Origin of the sequence: Ruminococcus sp. CAG:57 (assembly GCF_000435935.1) — a bacterium.
GTDB classification, from domain to species: Bacteria; Bacillota; Clostridia; order Oscillospirales; family Ruminococcaceae; genus Hominimerdicola; species Hominimerdicola aceti.
The window spans coordinates 30,064-48,648 of the sequence record NZ_FR890786.1; the positions used below are offsets into that span (position 1 = coordinate 30,064).

General features: G+C 40.9%; 16 protein-coding genes, 1 pseudogene and 1 other annotated feature. Of the genes and pseudogenes, 3 read left to right on the forward strand and 14 right to left on the reverse strand.

Annotated features, from left to right (window positions below):
- The 6 genes and pseudogenes from QVO88_RS10535 to trpE all read right to left on the reverse strand — a co-directional run.
- Nucleotides 1-330 (reverse strand): annotated as a pseudogene (locus QVO88_RS10535) (pyridoxal-phosphate dependent enzyme); the annotation flags it as partial.
- The gene (locus QVO88_RS10540) at nt 331-963 is read right to left on the reverse strand and encodes a phosphoribosylanthranilate isomerase (RefSeq protein WP_022288424.1); all 633 of its coding nucleotides are present in this window, start codon (nt 961-963) and stop codon (nt 331-333) included.
- Complete coding sequence (gene trpC / locus QVO88_RS10545) at nt 964-1,743, reverse strand: indole-3-glycerol phosphate synthase TrpC (RefSeq protein WP_022288425.1); 780 nt, start codon at nt 1,741-1,743, stop codon at nt 964-966.
- Nucleotides 1,744-1,746: 3 nt separating this feature from the next.
- Nucleotides 1,747-3,384, reverse strand: coding sequence for a bifunctional anthranilate synthase component II/anthranilate phosphoribosyltransferase (locus QVO88_RS10550; RefSeq protein ID WP_022288426.1), 1,638 nt, complete (start codon nt 3,382-3,384; stop codon nt 1,747-1,749).
- A gap of 12 nt (nt 3,385-3,396) precedes the next feature.
- Nucleotides 3,397-4,473 carry a tryptophan--tRNA ligase gene (trpS, locus tag QVO88_RS10555; RefSeq protein ID WP_022288427.1) on the reverse strand — a complete coding sequence of 359 codons (1,077 nt, stop codon included), beginning with the start codon at nt 4,471-4,473 and terminating at the stop codon, nt 3,397-3,399.
- Nucleotides 4,474-4,492: 19 nt separating this feature from the next.
- Nucleotides 4,493-5,968 (reverse strand): anthranilate synthase component I, encoded by a 1,476-nt coding sequence (trpE, locus tag QVO88_RS10560; RefSeq protein ID WP_022288428.1) that lies wholly within the window; start codon nt 5,966-5,968, stop codon nt 4,493-4,495.
- Nucleotides 5,969-6,044: 76 nt separating this feature from the next.
- Nucleotides 6,045-6,297: a binding site (T-box leader), on the reverse strand.
- 206 nt (nt 6,298-6,503) lie between these two features.
- Here trpE and QVO88_RS10565 point away from each other — a divergent pair.
- Nucleotides 6,504-7,826: an AI-2E family transporter gene (locus QVO88_RS10565; RefSeq protein WP_022288429.1), complete on the forward strand. Its 1,323-nt coding sequence runs from the start codon at nt 6,504-6,506 to the stop codon at nt 7,824-7,826.
- 49 nt (nt 7,827-7,875) lie between these two features.
- Here the strand turns inward: QVO88_RS10565 and QVO88_RS10570 are convergent, their stop codons facing one another.
- The 3 genes from QVO88_RS10570 to QVO88_RS10580 all read right to left on the reverse strand — a co-directional run bounded on the left by QVO88_RS10570 (nt 7,876) and on the right by QVO88_RS10580 (nt 11,385).
- Nucleotides 7,876-9,279: a D-alanyl-D-alanine carboxypeptidase family protein gene (locus tag QVO88_RS10570; RefSeq protein WP_287216360.1), complete on the reverse strand. Its 1,404-nt coding sequence runs from the start codon at nt 9,277-9,279 to the stop codon at nt 7,876-7,878.
- 38 nt (nt 9,280-9,317) lie between these two features.
- Complete coding sequence (locus QVO88_RS10575; protein ID WP_022288431.1) at nt 9,318-9,953, reverse strand: hypothetical protein; 636 nt, start codon at nt 9,951-9,953, stop codon at nt 9,318-9,320.
- Nucleotides 9,954-10,164: 211 nt separating this feature from the next.
- Nucleotides 10,165-11,385: a peptidylprolyl isomerase gene (locus tag QVO88_RS10580; protein WP_022288432.1), complete on the reverse strand. Its 1,221-nt coding sequence runs from the start codon at nt 11,383-11,385 to the stop codon at nt 10,165-10,167.
- A 197-nt stretch (nt 11,386-11,582) separates the two neighbouring features.
- Here QVO88_RS10580 and QVO88_RS10585 point away from each other — a divergent pair, with 197 nt between their 5' ends.
- On the forward strand, nt 11,583-12,335 hold the full coding sequence (locus QVO88_RS10585) for a glycerophosphodiester phosphodiesterase family protein (protein WP_022288433.1): 753 nt from the start codon (nt 11,583-11,585) through the stop codon (nt 12,333-12,335).
- Nucleotide 12,336: 1 nt separating this feature from the next.
- Nucleotides 12,337-12,960: a pentapeptide repeat-containing protein gene (locus QVO88_RS10590; protein WP_267300461.1), complete on the forward strand. Its 624-nt coding sequence runs from the start codon at nt 12,337-12,339 to the stop codon at nt 12,958-12,960.
- Nucleotides 12,961-13,001: 41 nt separating this feature from the next.
- Here the strand turns inward: QVO88_RS10590 and QVO88_RS10595 are convergent, their stop codons facing one another.
- The 5 genes from QVO88_RS10595 to QVO88_RS10615 form a co-directional block, all read right to left on the reverse strand.
- On the reverse strand, nt 13,002-13,790 hold the full coding sequence (locus QVO88_RS10595; RefSeq protein ID WP_022288435.1) for a nucleoside phosphorylase: 789 nt from the start codon (nt 13,788-13,790) through the stop codon (nt 13,002-13,004).
- 20 nt (nt 13,791-13,810) lie between these two features.
- On the reverse strand, nt 13,811-14,377 hold the full coding sequence (locus QVO88_RS10600; RefSeq protein WP_117957953.1) for a DUF3592 domain-containing protein: 567 nt from the start codon (nt 14,375-14,377) through the stop codon (nt 13,811-13,813).
- 49 nt (nt 14,378-14,426) lie between these two features.
- Nucleotides 14,427-15,266, reverse strand: coding sequence for a carboxylating nicotinate-nucleotide diphosphorylase (nadC, locus tag QVO88_RS10605; RefSeq protein WP_022288437.1), 840 nt, complete (start codon nt 15,264-15,266; stop codon nt 14,427-14,429).
- Nucleotides 15,263-16,759, reverse strand: a complete 1,497-nt coding sequence (locus tag QVO88_RS10610) for an L-aspartate oxidase (RefSeq protein WP_022288438.1) — start codon at nt 16,757-16,759, stop codon at nt 15,263-15,265. The genes nadC and QVO88_RS10610 overlap by 4 nt, the downstream gene beginning before the upstream one ends.
- Nucleotides 16,760-17,043: 284 nt before the next feature.
- Nucleotides 17,044-18,585: iron-containing alcohol dehydrogenase (locus tag QVO88_RS10615; RefSeq protein ID WP_288178019.1), on the reverse strand; the 1,542-nt coding region annotated here is incomplete at its 5' end.

Below are 18,585 nucleotides of genomic sequence, written 5' to 3' on the forward strand. Positions count from 1 at the left end.
ACCGGTTTCAGCGATGATACGCTTTTTGCCCATTTTCTTTGCCAGAAGTATCTGACCCAAAACGTTGTTTATCTTGTGTGAGCCTGTGTGGTTAAGATCCTCACGTTTGATGTATATTTTAGCTCCGCCAAGATCTTTGGTCATCTTTTCTGCATAATAAAGCATTGACGGTCTGCCTGCATAATTGTGGTATAGCTCCTGAAGCTCTTTGTTGAACTCAGGATCGTCCTTGTATTTATCGTAAGCTTTTTCAAGCTCGTGAACAGCAGTCATGACAGTTTCAGGGATATACTGTCCGCCAAATTCACCGAATCGTCCAATTTTACTCATTTATATCCTTCTTTCGGTATTATTTCTGATAGTTTCAACTATCCTTTTTATCTTGTTTTCGTCCTTGAAGCCATCGGTTTCCACTGAACTTGAAAAGTCAACGCCATAAGGTTGTACCTTTTCCATAGCAGAGCAGATGTTATCCTCGTTCAGTCCACCTGCAAGTAAGAAAGGCTTTGAAATACTCACATTGGAGAACACATCAAGGTCAACACGCTTGCCTGTTCCGCCGTAGCTGCCTGCTGAAAAGCTGTCTATAAGCAACTTGTGGACGGGAAGTTCGTCAGCTTTTGCGATATCATCAGCATATTTCACACGAACGGCTTTCCATATCTCGCAGCCGCAGTTTTCACGGAGCTTATCAATATACTCTGCGTTTTCTTCACCGTGAAGCTGGATAACATCAAGCTTCTGTGCAAAGCTTTTCAGAATATTCTCTATAGGCTCGTTTACAAAAACGCCCACTCGTTTGATTTCCTTATTAAGAAGAAGTTCAAGATCGTAGAATGTGTCAATGTCTACCGTGCGTGTAAAGCCCTCCGACAGTATAAAGCCTGCATAATCAGGGTGGTATGTGTTCACATAAAGAATATCGTCCACACGGCGCATACCACATATCTTGATTTTTGTCATTTATACGCCCTCTCTCAGTTCATGGAGAGTTTTGCTGATGTTGCCGCTTCTCATAAGCGTTTCACCTATAAGCACAGCGTCAGCACCAAGGCTGCGTACTTTTTTCATATCGGCATTTGTTTTTATACCGCTCTCTGAAACAAGCACTGCATGGTCGCCTACTATATTGCTGAGCCTGCCCGTGGTTTCAAGGTCAACGTCAAAAGTGTAAAGATTTCTGTTGTTTATGCCAAGCATGTCAGGCTTAAAACCAAGCGTTTTTTCATATTCTTCCTCGTTGTGTACCTCTACAAGACATTCAAGGTCAAGCTCGTGTGCAATGTCAGAATATTCTTTCATTTGATTCTCGCTGAGTATAGCCGAGATAAGCAGCACTGCATCAGCACCTATGGCTCTTGCCTCGTAAAGCTGATATTCGTCGATAACGAAGTCCTTGCGGAGTATAGGCAGATTCACAGCCTTTCTTATTGCTTTGAGATATTCCGCAGAGCCTTGAAAATAATGCTCTTCAGTGAGACAGGAAATAGCGTTCGCACCGCTTTTCTCATATTCGCAGGCAGTTTTCACTGGGTCAAAGTCAGGGCAGATAAGTCCCTTTGACGGCGAGGCTTTCTTTACCTCGCTTATGACTGAAATGGTGTCACGCTTGATAGATTTTGAAAAGGAAACTGTCTGATACTCTTTTTCGGCTGCCATGTATTTGATATCTTGTCTTGAAATTATTGATATATCTCTTTCAAGCTGTTCTTTTCTTTTGTCGCAGATATTGTCTAGTATCATTTTTTATCCTCTGTTAGTAAGTTCAACAAGTTCCTCATGCTTTTTAAGAGCCTTTCCGCTGTCTATCATTTCAGCTGCAGTCTTTACACCCTCTTCGATGCTGTCGCATTTGCCGCAGATATAAAGTGCACAGCCTGAGTTGAGAAGAACGATATCTCTCTTTGCACCCTTGATAGTGCCCTCGAGTATACCTCTTGTGATAGCTGCGTTGCCCTTTCCGTCCTCGCCAGCGATATCAGCAAGCTTGCCTCTTTTAAGACCGAAGTCCTCAGGCTTTATCTCATACTTGATAAGCTTTCCGCCGTTTATCTCGCAAATAGTTGTAGGAGCTGATATAGAAACTTCGTCAAGTTTGTCGTTGCCGTAAACGAGCATTGCTCTCTTTATGCCAAGATTCATAAGCACCTTAGCCATCGGTTCGAGTAGATTAGGATCATATGTGCCAAGTATCATGAAGTCTGCTTTTGCAGGATTTGCGAGAGGTCCGAGAATGTTGAAAACAGTTCTTACACCTATCTGCGCTCTTGTAGGTCCTACAAATCTCATTGCTGAGTGATATGACTGTGCAAACAGGAATGAAAGACCGATCTCGTCAAGGGACTTTTCAGCCTGTTCATGTGTTGACTGAATTTTAACTCCAAGAGCCTCGAGAACATCAGCCGCACCGCTCTTTGAAGAAACGCTTCTGTTGCCGTGTTTTGCGACTTTCTGTCCTGCTGCCGCAATTACGAATGAAGAGGTTGTGGAAATGTTGAAGCTGTTTGAAAGATCTCCACCTGTGCCAACTATATCAAGAGTACCCTTGACATTGACCTTTGACATTTTTTCTCTCATTACCTTTGCAAAGCCTGTTATCTCGTCGATAGTTTCGCCCTTCATTCTCAGTGCTGTGAGCAGGCAAGCGATCTGAGCATTAGAAGCTCTGTCGCTCATGATGATATCCATTGCTTTATAAGCTTCGTCCTCAGTTAGTGACTTTCCATCACATACTATTTTGAGATACTTTTTAAGCTCAACTCTTTCGCTGTCAGGAAGAGCAGCTGACTTTGTTTTTGTGGTCTTTATGCCAGCGATATCGTTCAGAAAGTTTTCGATTATCATGTTTCCAACTTCGCCAGTGAGAACTGACTCAGGGTGGAACTGAACGCCATAGGTCGGGTGTTCTCTGTGTCTTATTGCCATTATCTGAGCTTTATCGTCAGTTGCAATAACAGACAGGCAGGTAGGAAGTGAAATGCTGTCAACAACAAGTGAGTGATATCTTGCGGCTTTTATTGTGCTTTTCAGACCGCTGAAAAGTGGGTTTGCAGTGTTAAGATTTATATCTGTCTGCTTGCCGTGAAGCTGCTGCTTTGCATGAACTATCTTTCCACCGAATGCTTCGGCTATCGCCTGGTGTCCTAGACAAACGCCAAGTATAGGGATCCTGCCACTGAATGTCTTTATGACCTCTTCGGAAATTCCTGCGTCCTTTGGATAACCAGGACCAGGGGAGATGATGATAGCCGCAGGTGACATTTTTTCGATCTCATCTATGGTTATCTCATCATTTCTTGCTACTGTAATGTCTTTTGTGAGTACGCCTACAGCCTGATAAAGATTGTAGGTAAAGCTGTCATAGTTGTCAATAAGTAAAATCATAGTAATCTTCCTTTACAGTACAAACTTATCAATGAAAGTTTTGTCGTTGAAGTAGTTTATGCCGATAGCATTCCTTATTTCTGAAACAGTTTCGTTTGAAACCTCTATTGCACGTTGTGTGCCTTTTTTAAGTATCTCTATGAGCTGCTCTTTGTCTTTCTCATATTCCTCACGTCTTGCTCTGATAGGTGCGAGAAATTCCTGCATAACGTTGTTAAGGAACTTCTTACATTTCATATCGCCAAGGCCGCCACGCTCATAATGTTCTTTCATCTCTGCGAGGTTCTTATAGTCAGGGAAGTATTTAGCAAAATCTTCGTCCTTGCTGAATGCGTCAAGATAGATAAATACCGGATTGCCCTCTGTGTGACCAGGGTCGCTTACATTGATGTGTGTAGGGTCAGTGTACATTGACATTATCTTGTTTTTCAGCGTTTTTTCATCGTCTTTAAGGTAAATGCAGTTGCCAAGAGATTTGCTCATCTTTGTGTTGCCGTCTGTACCAACAAGTCTGTTGCAGCTTGCGTTGTCTGGGAGAACAGCCTCAGGCTCAACAAGTATATCGCACTTATAAATTCTGTTGAAGCTGTTTACTATCTCTCTTGCCTGTTCAAGCATTGGAAGCTGATCTTCTCCAACAGGAACATACTTAGCCTTGAATGCTGTGATGTCTGCTGCCTGGCTGATAGGATATGTCATAAAGCCAACAGGAAGGTTTCTTTCAAAGTTTCTCATTTTTATCTCAGACTTGATAGTAGGGTTCCTTTCAAGTCTTGACATTGTAACGAGGTTTGAATAGTACATTGGAAGTTCGTAAAGTGCTGGGATATGTGACTGAACGAAGAATGTTGTCTTGTCAGGCTCAAGTCCTACCGCAAGATAGTCAAGCATTACCTCAAGAATGTTTTGTCTTATCTTCTCAGGATTGTCAGCGTTATCTGTAAGTGCCTGAAGATCAGCTATCATAACGAACTGATCAAATTTTCCTGTGTTTTGAAGTTCAACTCTTTTTCTGAGAGAACCTACATAATGACCAAGATGAAGTGATCCAGTTGGTCTGTCGCCTGTAAGAATAATATTATTGCTCATGTTATTAACTCCTTTTAAATTATAATTTGCTTGCTTCTTTTATTGCATTTATAACAGCCATTGCCTTGTTGCATGACTCCTGATATTCGTTCTCAGGAACTGAGTCTGCGACAACTCCGCCTCCTGCTTGGATATAAGCCTTGTTATTTTTGAAAAGCACTGTTCTTATAGCGATACAAGTATCCAGCGAACCGTCAAATGCAAGATAACCAACTGTTCCGCCATAAAGGCCTCTTTTTGTTGTTTCAAGCTCGTCGATTATCTCCATTGCTCTTACCTTCGGTGCGCCTGAAAGAGTGCCGGCAGGAAGAACTGCCATAAGTGCGTCAAGAGGTTTCTTATCTTCTCTCAGTGTACCCTTTACATTCGATACAAGGTGCATAACCTTTGAATATCTTTCAACTATCATCATGTCTGTAACAGTTACGGAGCCGAACTCAGAAACCTTTCCTATGTCGTTTCTTCCAAGGTCAACGAGCATTGTGTGTTCAGCTCTTTCCTTTGGATCGTTGAGAAGCTGTTGTTCATTGCGGATATCTTCGTCGTAGGTCGCTCCACGCTTGATAGTGCCTGCGATAGGTCTTGTTACTACCGTTCTGTTTTCAACAGATACAAGCATTTCAGGTGAAGCACCTGCAACAGCATAATCATTGTGCTTAAAGTAGTAAAGGTAAGGTGACGGATTAGTGGAGCGGAGCATTCTGTAAACGTCAAAGCTGTCAGGCGGATTGTCTATCTCAAATCTCTGTGACGGAACTATCTGGAAGATGTCGCCCTCTTTGATGTATTCCTTAGCCTTTTCAACGTTTGCGAGATAATGTTCCTTTGTGATGTTGGATTTTACTGTGATGTTGTCCTCCGTTGTCTTTGGAGTTTTCATAACAGGCTTGTAATTTCTAAGAGCTTCAACTACTTCGTTGCATATCTTTTCACATTCTTTGTATTTAATTTCAAGATCATCGCTCTTATTGATGTTGAGGATTATTACAGCCTTGTTTGAAAGGTGATCGTAAGCAACGATCTTTTCAAAAAGGTGCAGGTCAGCGTCAGGAAGTTTAAGATCGTCCTCAGGTGGGTTGCACAGTGTTTTCTCAAAGTATCTTATCATATCATAAGCGAAAAATCCTATTAGACCACCTGTGAGCTTTGGATAATTATTAAATCTCGGTGACTTGTGGCCTTCGATTATCTCAGAAAAGAAAGCGATAGGATCATCGACTTTTACCGTTTCATCAGCCTTGCCTTTCTCCTTAACAGTAACAACGTGCTTGTCAAGAATATATTCGCATTTAGGATCAATGCCCACATATGAATATCTGCCCCACTTGTCTTTATTATCTACAGATTCAAGAATGAAACAATCATCATACGCCTCGTGCAGACAGTTAAAAAGTTGTATTGGCGTACATGAATCCATGAGAAGCTCATAGAATACAGGCACAGTCTTGTAGTTTTCAAAAAGTTCCTTTACTTGTTCAATAGCAGGGTACAGCATAAATATTCCTCCTAAATGCTTTTTTGTCGTAAAATTGGCAATAAAAAAAAGTCCTGTCATCACACATAACATCTAGTTATGGGACGATAGAACCGTGGTGCCACCCAATTTCCCGATAATAAATTATCGGCTCACAGATACGCATTCTGACTGGCAGAAATCAATATCCTGTCCTTTAACGCAGGAATCACGGCGAGTGATACTCGTAAAAACTTTCACACCGCTCCTCACAAATCCATTCATCTGAAGAAAATGTATCAGCTCACACCTACCGCTGACTCTCTGTGACCTTTTGCATCAAACTACTTACTTTTGCTCATAGGATTTATCGTATTAACTTTAGTTTTATTATATTCCTCTGTTTCTAAAATGTCAATATCAGAAAATGTAAATATTATTGCTATTATGTAAATATTCTTTTGCGATTTGGATTTATACCAAAATAAATAATTTAAAATTTTCAATATTCCTTGCATTTATAAATAATGTAGTGTATAATAAAGTAATAGTTAAGGTAATTGAGAAAGGAAAATATATGAAAGTACAAACTAATAAGAAATACACCACAATTGCATTTTATGCAGTTATCGTTATTGCTATAAATGTGCTTTTGGTAGTGGCTGTATTTAAATTTAATACGATCTTAAAGCTTATTTCCACACTTGTTTCTGCACTTACGCCTGTTATAGTTGGTCTTGTGATCGCATTTCTTATAAATCCTATAATGGTGAATTTTGAAAAGCTGTTCAGAAATAAAGTGGTAAAAAATCCAGCTAAGAAAAAGCTTACCAGAGCCTGCTCAGTAACTGTAGCGTCACTTGTTTTTCTGGGGATAGTTGTTGGACTTACTTATGTTGTTGTTCCAGAACTTATAAATTCCATAATTGATATTTTTAACAATGCATCTAACATCGTTGTTAAAGTGCAGGGTTGGATAAATAAGCTGTTTAAAAACTATCCTGATATTGAAACAATGGCTACGGAGAAGCTCAAAGCTTTTTCAACTGATTTGGGAACCGTTATCGAGAAGATACAGCCGATGTTTGAAAATATTCTTTCGGGTGCATGGGGCGTTATCAATGTTCTTAAAAACTTTGTATTTGGATTTATCGTTTCTATCTATATGCTTTGCAGCAAGGAAAAGCTTCTTGCTCAGGCTAAGAAGATAATCATTGCAAACACAAAAAAGTCTACATGTGAGAAGATTATGAGAGTTTGCACTGAAACAAATAAAGTTTTTGCAGGTTTTTTGAGCGGAAAGATCATTGACTCGGCAATAATCGGAGTTCTTTGCTTTATAGGTCTGACTATCATGAATATGCCTTACAACATCATGATAAGTGTTCTTGTGGGTGTAACTAATATTATCCCATTTTTTGGACCGATAATCGGTGCGATACCATCAACTGCACTTATGCTGTTTATTGATCCTAAAAAAGCCATTATACTTCTTATTTTCATAGTTATTCTACAGCAGTTTGACGGCAATATCCTTGGTCCTAAGATACTTGGTGATTCTACTGGGCTTCCGGGTTTTTGGGTGCTGGTATCACTGTTCTTCTTTGGAAATTTGTTTGGGTTCATAGGTATGGTCATTGCAGTTCCGACTTTTGCATTGCTTTATACTTTTACACGAGAGAGCGTTGTTCAGCGATTAAGAAAGAAGAAGCTCCCTGTAGATACCGACTATTATATGGAGGATGTTGAGCATTTGTATAAGAAAAATGAAAAGCGTATTCCGCTTACACCTGAACAGCTTGACGCCATGGTCATTCCAAGTGCTGATGAGGTAAATGAGGTCAACAGAGAGGATGATCCAGAAATAGTTGACGATCACAACGAAAATAAAGATCAGTAAACGCAAAAGAGCGGTCTGTTCACGATTCATAGTGAGCAGACCGCTTGTTTTATTTCATGTATTTTTTCTGTATTTTTGCAATATGTATCACAGAGTATATTACTATAAGTGCAATAAGTATTGTTAATGTGACCTTGAAAACAGACGATTCAAAGTATGACTTAGCTATTTTAACCTTCGCTTTGACTTGGGAACGTTCTACTTTAGTTGTGGAAACTAGATCTATAGTTGCAAGCACTTCACCTTTGTAGACAAGTTCCATTTTACCAAGCACATCGCCAACTTCAACAGGTGCAACAACGTTGTCATAAACGGTTATTTTCTTTTCCACATCATTTACTGATATATCTACAGGCCACAGCCTTGTAAAACCATTTGCAGGTTTAAGATTTGCATAATCTATGCCGTCACCATAGCTTACCTTTACATCACGGACTTCGCTGTCTTTGTCCACAAAATCCGTTGCTACAAGACTTGAAAATGCCCATTTGTAAAGATTGATGTGATCAAGGAGGTTGTAGTAAACATTATCTCCACCATATATGGAATCAGGATCTTCCTCGCCCTTCTTCACATCTTCTTCAAGCTTATCCATTGGTGCACCCATTGTCACAATAAGATATGTGGTGCCTTCATATTCCGCATATGAAGCTAAACATCTTCCAGCGGAGTCAAGGGTGCCTGTCTTTATGCCTTTAGCATAGGAGTAGTAATAATCGGTCATTGAGTCAAGCATAAGGTTTGTATTATAAATATCTGTTCCATCTGAGTGATAAGAGGTGGATGCCATATGATAGCTTGGCAGACAGACAATATCACGAAATACCTGATATTTGCTTATGGCATATTCACAAAGAGTTGCCATATCCTTGCAGGACGAATAATTCTGTTGCGCCCATAGACCATGTGCATTTGAAAAGTGTGTATTTTCCATGCCGAGTTTTTCAGCTTTTTCATTCATAAGATCTGTAAATCCTGTTATGGAATCGGACACATTCAAAGCGATTATATTCGCTGCTTCACATGAGGATGGGATAAGCAGTGCCGCCAGAAGATCATAACAGCTTACTTCTTCGCCTGGTTGTATATCAGCTGTTGAAGCACCAGTATCATATAGTTCATCAAATGCTTCCGAGCCTGCTGAATAGTATGTATCTTTCAGTTTTTGTTCATCACCTTTGAATTTGTCCAGAAGCACTACAGCAGTCATTATCTTTGTTAGGGAAGCAGGCACACGCTCGTCCTCACCGTTTATGTCAACGATAGCTTCACCGCTGTCAAGATTGACCATATAGACCGCTTCAGAGTAAAGCTCCAACGGTATCGCTTTTCCGTCATCGTCATAGCCTGATGTAGGTGTAAAATTGAATGCGTCTGCACACATCGCAGGCACAAGCAGCATTATTGCCAGCGTCATGGATAATATCCTGCTGATTTTTCGTTTTAGTTTCATTTACAGCTTCCTTTCGCACTGTATGTAAAGAGTCTTGCTCATTCAGTTTTCTCATAAAGTATATTAGCACCCTGTTTGCCCACACGTTTCACTCTTTCAAGATATGTGAGTATATTAAGCGTTACCTGTGCATATTCACGAGATATCTTTGCATTAAGGGCAAAGTCTTTAGAAGTGAACTGCTTTGGCAGGTCCTCCGGGAGGAACATATCAAAGTCGGCAGGGCAGTCGATATGTATTTCGTCAATAAGTCCCTTTGGTATCCTGTCATGGCGTGAAGATCCACGCTTTTTGTTCTTTGACCAGCCGTTAAGCAATCTTATCTCCTCGGTTTCAAGCATACAAAGGCACAAATGAAATCGGGGGTTATCAAGGGTGTATTTTATTTTGTACAGTTCGGGCATGACTTCATAGATAGTGTATTTTCTCGGCGATTTGTGCTTTTCTGACAACTCTCCTGTTTCAGTATCTATCCAACGGACATATTTGACCGCAGGGATAGGGTAGACCACTGTCACGTCACAGTAGTCAAGAAAGGCTTCAAGTTTTTTCAGCAGTTTGTTGAACTGCCTTGTTTGTATCTCGATAACACCGTTCTCGCCTACGATATCAGCCACATATCCGCCAATGCGTATCTCCTGATTTTCACCATATGGTTCAAAATAGTTTTTCAAAACAGCATGAAGCGTTTTCTCGCCTAGAGTTCCGATGCCGTTGCGTTCACGGCTTTTGCCTATGATTTTATCGCAAGCATCTTGAAATTTCAGCCTGTCCGTAAGATCACCTCAGTTTTTATTATATCAGATATTCACTCTCACGTCAATCACAAAAACGCATAAAAAGAGCCTGAGATCTGCTCAGGCTCTTTAATCATACCATGATCCATCAGGTTATGCTGTCCGCAGTTATCTTGTCCCACTGGTCGCAATACTTGACTTCCATTTTGTCCATTTTTTCGTTGTAAAGCTTTGAGATAGCAGGTGTATCATATGAATAGATCATATCGTCTATGTTCTGTTCTACATAATCCATATCAACCGGCAAACGCTTGATTATGAAATATCCATATGTGTCATTCTCTGTGAGTTCAGTGGAAATGCCGTTTTCTTTTAGTTTGAAAGCGTCTTTTACAAGCTCTTCAGGATATCCAGTCGTATCTTTATTGAAATAATATCCTGTTGAAGGATCTTCAAGACCGAGATCCCAGCCGTACTTTTCAATAAGCTTATCAAAGTCTTCTCCGTCCTGAGCTTTTTTCAGAACTTCTTCTGCAAGCTTTTTAGCCTTTTCCTTAGCTTTCTTTACACCGTCATCATCAAGCTTCGCATAAGCTGACTGCTTTGCGCTCGCTTTGTCTGAAAGTGACATACTGTCATAACTGTCAGCGGTACTGTCATCAAGATCTACCTGTGCATAGAAAGGGATCATAACGTGAATCTCACGGCAATACTCGTTTGTATCCTTGACTATTTTTTTAAAGTCCTCTTTTTTAGTTGCATACTTACCGTTATTCTTAAAAAGAGTATCGTTTACTTTAGTATAGATAGTAGCTGTTTCAAGCATTTTCCTGTAAAGATCCTCTGTGAGGTAAGCCGACTTAATGTCATTAAGATAAGCTTCATCAGAATCATAGTTTGCTTTTGCTTTAGCTATCTGGTCATCAATTGTCTTGTTGTCATCGTCTGTAAGCTTAATTCCGTTTTCTTCTGCAAGCTCAGGTGCAACAAGTTCCTGCTTAAGTGCAGTGATAACGTCCTCCATAAGAAGCTCAAAACCACCGTCAGTTGACTTGATAGTGTCAAGGGTTGCTCCGTAAGTGGAAGTGTACTTGCTTATAGTATAATAATAATAGTATCTGAAAGTATCAAAATCAATATCCTTGCCGTCAATGGTGCAAACGATAAAGTCCTTAGTATCAATGGACTTGCCGTCAATTGTAAGGGACGGCTCAGGTGTCTGTTTTTCAGTTGTGCTGTCAACAGCTGAAACAGAAGAATCCACTGTGGAAGATACGGTTGATGAGCTGTCGTTATTTTTGCTGCATGAAGTAAAGCTGCAAATAGCTATTGTGAGAGCTGCTGTAACAGCGGCTAATTTCTTTATCATAATAATTGTCCTTTCCTTTGAGAGAAAATCCTCTGCATAACATAAATTTAATTATATCTTATTATTGTGATGATACTGTGTGATAATTCTTAAACTTTCTGTGAATGAAATATATATTATCCAGCGTGATACAGTTGACAATCTAAGCCTGGGAGAGTATAATATAAATGACTTTAATACGAAAAGAGGTATCCCATATGGATTTTGGTAAATATATTGCTCACAGAGGTCTTCACTCAGAACTTGTTCCTGAAAATTCTCTTACCGCATTCAGGCTTGCGGTTGAAAAATGTCTTTCTATCGAGCTTGATGTACGTCTAACAAAGGATTGCCGCATTGTGGTTTTCCATGACAATGACCTTATGAGAATGTGCGGCATTGAGGGCAAGGTGTTTGATTACACATATGAACAGCTTTCTGCCTTTAAACTTAAAAACAGTGATGAAAAGATACCACTGCTGTCTGAGGTGCTGAAAATTGTTGACGGCAAAGTGCCACTTCTTATTGAGCTTAAAGGCGGTGCGCCATTTGGAGAGCTTGAAAGCCGAGTTGACCATATGATGAAGAAATACAAAGGCGAATTTGCAGTGCAGAGCTTTAACCCGTTCTCAGTGATGTGGTTTAGGTTTCATTCACCAAAAGTCACAAGAGGTCAGCTTATCTCAAAATACAGAAAAAATATAGACCTTGAGTATATCGAAAGATTCATCTGCGCCCAGCCATTTATATGGCGTTTTATATCAAAACCGCAGTTCATTGCAGCTGACCTTAGGTCAATAAGCCTTGAAACTGCATTTCAGGCCGTTGATATAGATGCAGACTTGCTCACATGGACGGGAAGAGGCAAAGAGCTTATAGAAACTGCTTCACAGTTTTCAAAGACAGTTATAGCAGAGCAGTTTCCAGATGATTTTGATTTTTCTGACAATTGGGAGGAAAGCTGTGAATAAGATGCAAGACCTTCCATTGTGCGACCTTAACGAAGTCAAACGTACTGCAAAACGCACTGACAGCGATATTTCAGGCTGTAAATTTAGCGGAGAATATCTTGAAAGCGAAGATCTCTCCTGCCTGTCATTTATAAACTGTATGTTTGAAAACTGCACCTTTACCGATTGCGATTTTGAGCGTTCCTCATTCGTTGATGTGACGTTCATATCCTGCGATCTGTCAAATTCATCACTGGACTCATCCTACCTCAGCAGATGTGAGTTCCGCTCCTGCAAGCTCGTTGGCGCAGAGTTCAAGGATTGTTCCATTCAAGGTGTAACCTTTGAATCCTCAAACTGCGGATATGCCATATTTGATAAGTGCAAGCTGTCTGAAACCCAGGTGAAAAACAGTGATATGTCCTCCGCTGAGCTTGTTTCCTGCAATTTAAAAGCGTTTAAGACAAGCGGAACTAAATATCTCGGCACATCATTTTTCAGAACGGCTCTCGGCGGCGTTGATTTTTCTACCTGTCTTGTAAGTGGACTTCGCGTTTCTGATACATTCAGAGAACTCCGAAACGCTGTTTTTTCAGCCAATCAAGCTGTGGAGCTTTCAATGCTTCTTGGAATAAGAATAAAATAATTTTAGCCGCTATGACAATAAACGTCACAGCGGCTTTTTTATCACTTTTTATCCTGTTCTATCAGTATTTTCACAGCGTTCACCGCACAGTGGATACCTCTTGTGGTGTCGTCGCTCACATTGTCTTCAAGGTCTGCCTTTGAACGCTCCACGTTCCATATAGCTGTTATAACAGCTCCACAGCGGACGTGTCTTGTGATACCTACTGAGAAAACTGCGGCACATTCCATTTCGGAAGTCATACAGCCGCATCTTAAATATGCGTCCCAGCGGTAATTTATATCGCCGCTCACAGGCATTGAGTCAGGCTCTACTTCTCCATAAAAGCTGTCCTTGCTGTGGACAACGCCCACATGATAACGCTTGCCAAGCTTATCTTCTGACAGTTCAGCCGCAGCTTTTGCAAGGGCAGTTGTTACAGTGAAATCTGCTACAGCAGGGTAGCCCTCGGGGAGATATTCTTTTGACGTACCTTCGCCACGGACAGCCGCCGAAGCTATAACAAGGTCGCCACCGCTAACGGAAAGATCCATTCCTCCGCTTGTGCCAATACGAATAAATGTGTCTGCGCCGCACTTTACCAGTTCCTCCACTGCAATTGCCGCAGATGGCCCACCGATACCGGTCGAGCACACAGTTACCTTTTCACCGTAAAGATAGCCTGTATAAACATTGTATTCTCTGTTTTGAGCCACCTGCTTTGCGTCATCAAGAAGTGCCGCTATTTTCGGCACTCTTCCAGGGTCGCCCGGCATAATAACATATCTGCCCACTTCATCAGGGATAGTTCTGATGTGAAATTGTCTTTCACCGTCCATAATGCTTGCCATAAAAATTCCTCCTCTCAGAATTATTCGTCGTATGGATAATTATTTTCTTCGTATAATTCATTTTCTGCAAAATTTTTTCCGGATTTCTGCTTTTTCTTTATATGTATAAGCACTATGATAAGCACTATTGCTATAATCGCAAAAAGCCCGCCTAATCCACAGAAAACAACTGTTAATATGGTGTTGGTTGTATCATTTGGTGCATAAAACGTTTCAGGGTCGTCAGGGTCACAGAATATCTGGATCGTTTGTCCTCTTCTGTATCTGATGTTGCTGGAATATGTATTGCTGTGAGTGGTGTAGAGCTGTCCGTCAACGTTATATGAATACACTGGTGTGTAAACTGTGCTATATGACACGTGTCCGTCATCGTTCTCGTGTCGTTCATCTTTGCTGAGAATATCTGATATTATAGCATTGACTTCAAGAGTACATCTGTTTTTGAGCTGAGTTTGGTGTATTGCAAAACCTATTCCAACTGCAAGAAATGTCACGCCAACCAACATGAAAACTAACGCTATTATTTTCATTGCCGATTTGCTGTAATGCACATGAGATCTTTTGTAATAACGCATATTTTTCCCCATTTAAGCATAAAAGCCAACACCTTAATATGGCGTTGGCTTTTGTTTTATATTACTTTTCCATTTTCATTGAAATGTCAAACGCCTTGACTGAGTGTGTGATAGCACCGATAGAAATGATATCAACACCTGTTTCAGCTATCGCACGGATTGTTTCAGAGGTCACGTTTCCTGAAGCTTCTAAAAGTGCTTTGCCATTTGTCATTTCAACAGCCTTTGCCATATCTTCATTTGTCATATTGTCAAGCATGATTATCTCAACGCCAAGTGTAAGAGCTTCTTTGAGTTCTTCAAGGTTTCCGACTTCAACTTCTATCTTGACAGTATGCCCCATTTTTTCTCTGAGAGCGTTTACTGCGCCTGTCATGCTGCCATATGCGTCAAGGTGAGTGTCTTTTAGCATTGCGCAATCTGAAAGATTGTATCTGTGGTTTTTTCCACCGCCTACTGTAACTGCATATTTCTGCAAAACTCTAAGACCTGGGAGCGTTTTTCTTGTGTCAGCAACAGATGCCTTTGTACCCTTTACAAGCTCTACGCATCTGTTTGTTGCAGTTGCAACGCCTGACATATGCTGAACGATATTCAGTGCCGTTCTTTCGCCTTTGAGCAAGGCTCTTGTTGAGCCTGTTATTCTTGCGATAATGTCACCTTTCTTGACCTTTTCACCGTCATGGATAAATATCTCACATTTAACATTGCTGTCAAGAAGCTGAAAAACTCTCATTGCAACATCAATTCCACAAAGAACGCCTTCGTCCTTTGAAACATACTTTGCTGTTGAAACTGAATTTTCGTCAACAAGATAATCCGTTGTAACGTCTATATAGTTGATATCCTCCAGCAGAGCTGTTTTAATGATATCGTCGATCTGAAACTGCATTAATCTCATTTGTTTTCCTCCATTTTTTCTTTGGATTTGAGCTTTTCGATAGCGTCCTTTAATACGATATAAGCGACAGTTGTAAGAGACCTTGCTTCAACATAATCTCTGTCTATTTTGAAATTACCGTCACAAAGGAAATTTTTTAGCTTTGTTACTTCTTGAAGATCAGGCGGCAAAGCCTCCTTATCAGGGATAACGAAATATGCACGCTGCATTATATCTCTTATCTCTGTTCTTATGCCCTGAGGAATGTGCGGGGCTTCATTGTCTATCTTGAAATCGTATGTTTCAAGGTCACCACTGTCAGATTTTATCTTTTCATTGATGTCAGCCGCAGCACGTCTTGAAAATACCAAAGCTTCAAGTAGGGAATTGCTTGCAAGTCTGTTATTGCCGTGAACACCTGTATGTGAACATTCGCCGCAGGCATAAAGCCTGTCAATGTTAGTTCTTGCATATGTATCAACATTTATGCCGCCCATAAGGTAATGATGACAAGGGAAAATAGGTATCATATCCTTGGTCATGTCATAACCTGCTTCGAGAAGCTTTTCATTTATCATAGGAAATCTGTTTCTGACAAACTCAGGGTCTTTGTGAGTGATATCAAGATAGAATTTGTCAGATCCTGTTTTCTTGGCTTCAGCCATGATCGCATGAGAAACAACATCTCTTGGAGCAAGCTCCAGACGATCGTCATAGTTTTGCATAAATCTTTCGCCGTTGCAGTTTTTAAGATAAGCTCCCTCGCCTCTGACAGATTCAGAGATAAGGAAAGTTTCACGAGTGTGCTTGTTGTTAAAGCCTGTTGGGTGGAACTGGATATAGCTGAGATTTTTTATCTCTGCTCCAAGTTCATAAGCAATAGTTATGCCGTCGCCTGTTGCGATAGCGGAGTTTGTAGTGTATTCGTAAACTCTGCCTATTCCACCAGTTGCAAAAATGGCGTATCTGCAATTATATGTCGTATATTCGTTGTCATTAGTCAGCACAAGAATGGAAAAACCTGTTTCGGTTTTCTTTGCGTTGCACATAACGACATTTTCGAGTATTTCAACATTATCTAGCTGTTGAACATTTCTTAGTAGAGTTGTTTCGATCTCCAGACCTGTGGTATCGGCATGATGAAAAATCCTGTTCATACCGTGTCCACCTTCGAGAGTGCGGTGATAAGATCCATCAGGACACTTATCAAAGTCAGCACCAAGCTCTATGAGTTTTCCAATGTCAATATAGGCTTCGTCAACAAGGACCTGAGTGGACTCAGGATCATTTTCAAATCCACCTGCTACAAATGTATCATGTTTGTGATATTCAGGCGAGTCCTTTGGATTGTCATAAACGCCTGCAATTCCACCCTGCGCAAGGGAAGAGTTACACAAGGTCAGCTCTCTTTTGGAAAGCACAAGTACATTTAAATCACGGGAAAGGTTAAGTGCTGCATATAGACCTGCCGCACCGCAGCCAGCGATAATAACGTCATAATTTTTGTTGTTCATATTTGTAACCTCTTTGTATGGCGGAGTGTCGCCAAGTGTTATGTAAAAATCACATCAGATATTGCTCTGAAATAATTTATACTTATTTCATTATACCATATATTTTTTCCTTTTTCAACTGTTATTTGAATATATAATACACATACCTTACATTATTATTTTAAGTGCAAATTAACAAAAAAATGACTGCCTGCTCCCTAAAGGGAACAAGCAGTCGGAGGTTTATTATAGATCAACTAATAATCAAATATTAGTCACTCTGCAAATTGCTTTGTCAGCAAAGATTATTTGCCGTAGTAAGCCTTGAGGTACATTTCCTTCAGCTCGCTCATCAGTGGGTATCTTGGGTTAGCACCTGTGCACTGGTCATCAAATGCGTCCTCAACCATGTTGTCGAGAGTGTCAAGGAAGTGCTTCTCGTCTACGCCGTAATCAGCGATAGTCTTCTTGATACCAACTCTTTCCTTGAGAGCCTCGATAGCGTCGATGAACTTGTTGAGTGTATCCTCATCGTTCTTACCAACGATACCAAGTGAATGTGCACACTCGCAGTATCTCTCAAGAGTATGTGGATACTGATACTGTGAGAAAGTACCCATCTTTCTAGGTGTTGGGTCAGCGTTGTATCTCATTACCATTGTGATAAGGAGAGCGTTAGCAACGCCGTGTGGCAGGTGATGATAAGCACCAAGCTTATGAGCCATTGAGTGGCAAACACCGAGGAATGCGTTAGCAAATGCCATACCAGCCATTGTAGATGCTGTAGCCATTTCCTCACGAGCCTTAACGTCTGTCTGACCGTTGTCATATGCACCTGGCAGATACTTGAAAATGAGCTTCATAGCTCTCAGTGCAAGACCGTCAGTGTAATCTGTAGCCATTACAGATGCATAAGCCTCAAGAGCGTGTGTCAGAGCGTCGATACCTGATGCAGAAGTCAGACCTCTTGGAGCAGACATCATCATATCTGTATCAACGATAGCCATGTTAGGCATGAGCTGGTAGTCAGCCAGAGGATACTTAGTACCTGTCTTTTCATCAGTGATAACTGCGAAAGGTGTTACCTCAGAACCTGTACCAGAAGATGTTGGGATAGCAATGAAGTATGCCTTCTCACCCATCTTAGGGAATGTGTAAACTCTCTTACGGATATCGATATATCTCATAGCCATATCGAAAAAGTCAGCGTCTGGATGCTCGTAAAGAACCCACATGATCTTACCAGCGTCCATTGCAGAACCACCGCCGATAGCGATAATTGTGTCAGGCTCGAAAGCTCTCAACTGAGCAACACCCTCAAGTGCGCAAGCAAGTGTTGGGTCTGGAGCAACATCGAAGAATGTTTCGTGGAGAATACCCATTTCATCGAGTTTATCTGTGATAGCCTTTGTATAACCATTCTTATAAAGGAACTGGTCTGTTACGATGAATGCCTTTTTCTTGCCCATAACAGTCTTCAACTCGTCAAGAGCAACAGGGAGACAACCCTTCTTGAAGTATACCTTTTCAGGTGCTCTGAACCAAAGCATATTCTCTCTCCTCTCAACGACTGTCTTAATGTTCAGCAGGTGCTTAACGCCAACGTTCTCAGAAACTGAGTTGCCGCCCCATGAGCCGCAGCCGAGTGTGAGGGAAGGAGCAAAGTCAAAGTTGTAGAGGTCACCGATACCGCCAAGTGAAGAAGGTGTGTTTACGATAAGACGGCAAGTCTTCATTCTTGCAGCGAACTTATTGAGCTTTTCTCTCTCGTTTATGTTATCTACCCAAAGAACTGAAGTATGACCAAGACCACCGTTGTTTACGAGAAGTGCCTCTGCGATGTCAAG

What these genes read in the sequence shown, in the direction of transcription:
- QVO88_RS10540 (WP_022288424.1), bottom strand. Translation starts at nt 963, where the DNA reads ATGACAAAAATCAAGATATGTGGTATGCGCCGTGTGGACGATATTCTT.
- trpC (WP_022288425.1), bottom strand. Translation starts at nt 1,743, where the DNA reads ATGATACTAGACAATATCTGCGACAAAAGAAAAGAACAGCTTGAAAGA.
- QVO88_RS10550 (WP_022288426.1), bottom strand. Translation starts at nt 3,384, where the DNA reads ATGATTTTACTTATTGACAACTATGACAGCTTTACCTACAATCTTTAT.
- trpS (WP_022288427.1), bottom strand. Translation starts at nt 4,473, where the DNA reads ATGAGCAATAATATTATTCTTACAGGCGACAGACCAACTGGATCACTT.
- trpE (WP_022288428.1), bottom strand. Translation starts at nt 5,968, where the DNA reads ATGCTGTACCCTGCTATTGAACAAGTAAAGGAACTTTTTGAAAACTAC.
- QVO88_RS10565 (WP_022288429.1), top strand. Translation starts at nt 6,504, where the DNA reads ATGAAAGTACAAACTAATAAGAAATACACCACAATTGCATTTTATGCA.
- QVO88_RS10570 (WP_287216360.1), bottom strand. Translation starts at nt 9,279, where the DNA reads ATGAAACTAAAACGAAAAATCAGCAGGATATTATCCATGACGCTGGCA.
- QVO88_RS10580 (WP_022288432.1), bottom strand. Translation starts at nt 11,385, where the DNA reads ATGATAAAGAAATTAGCCGCTGTTACAGCAGCTCTCACAATAGCTATT.
- QVO88_RS10585 (WP_022288433.1), top strand. Translation starts at nt 11,583, where the DNA reads ATGGATTTTGGTAAATATATTGCTCACAGAGGTCTTCACTCAGAACTT.
- QVO88_RS10590 (WP_267300461.1), top strand. Translation starts at nt 12,337, where the DNA reads ATGCAAGACCTTCCATTGTGCGACCTTAACGAAGTCAAACGTACTGCA.
- QVO88_RS10595 (WP_022288435.1), bottom strand. Translation starts at nt 13,790, where the DNA reads ATGGCAAGCATTATGGACGGTGAAAGACAATTTCACATCAGAACTATC.
- QVO88_RS10600 (WP_117957953.1), bottom strand. Translation starts at nt 14,377, where the DNA reads ATGGGGAAAAATATGCGTTATTACAAAAGATCTCATGTGCATTACAGC.
- nadC (WP_022288437.1), bottom strand. Translation starts at nt 15,266, where the DNA reads ATGAGATTAATGCAGTTTCAGATCGACGATATCATTAAAACAGCTCTG.
- QVO88_RS10610 (WP_022288438.1), bottom strand. Translation starts at nt 16,759, where the DNA reads ATGAACAACAAAAATTATGACGTTATTATCGCTGGCTGCGGTGCGGCA.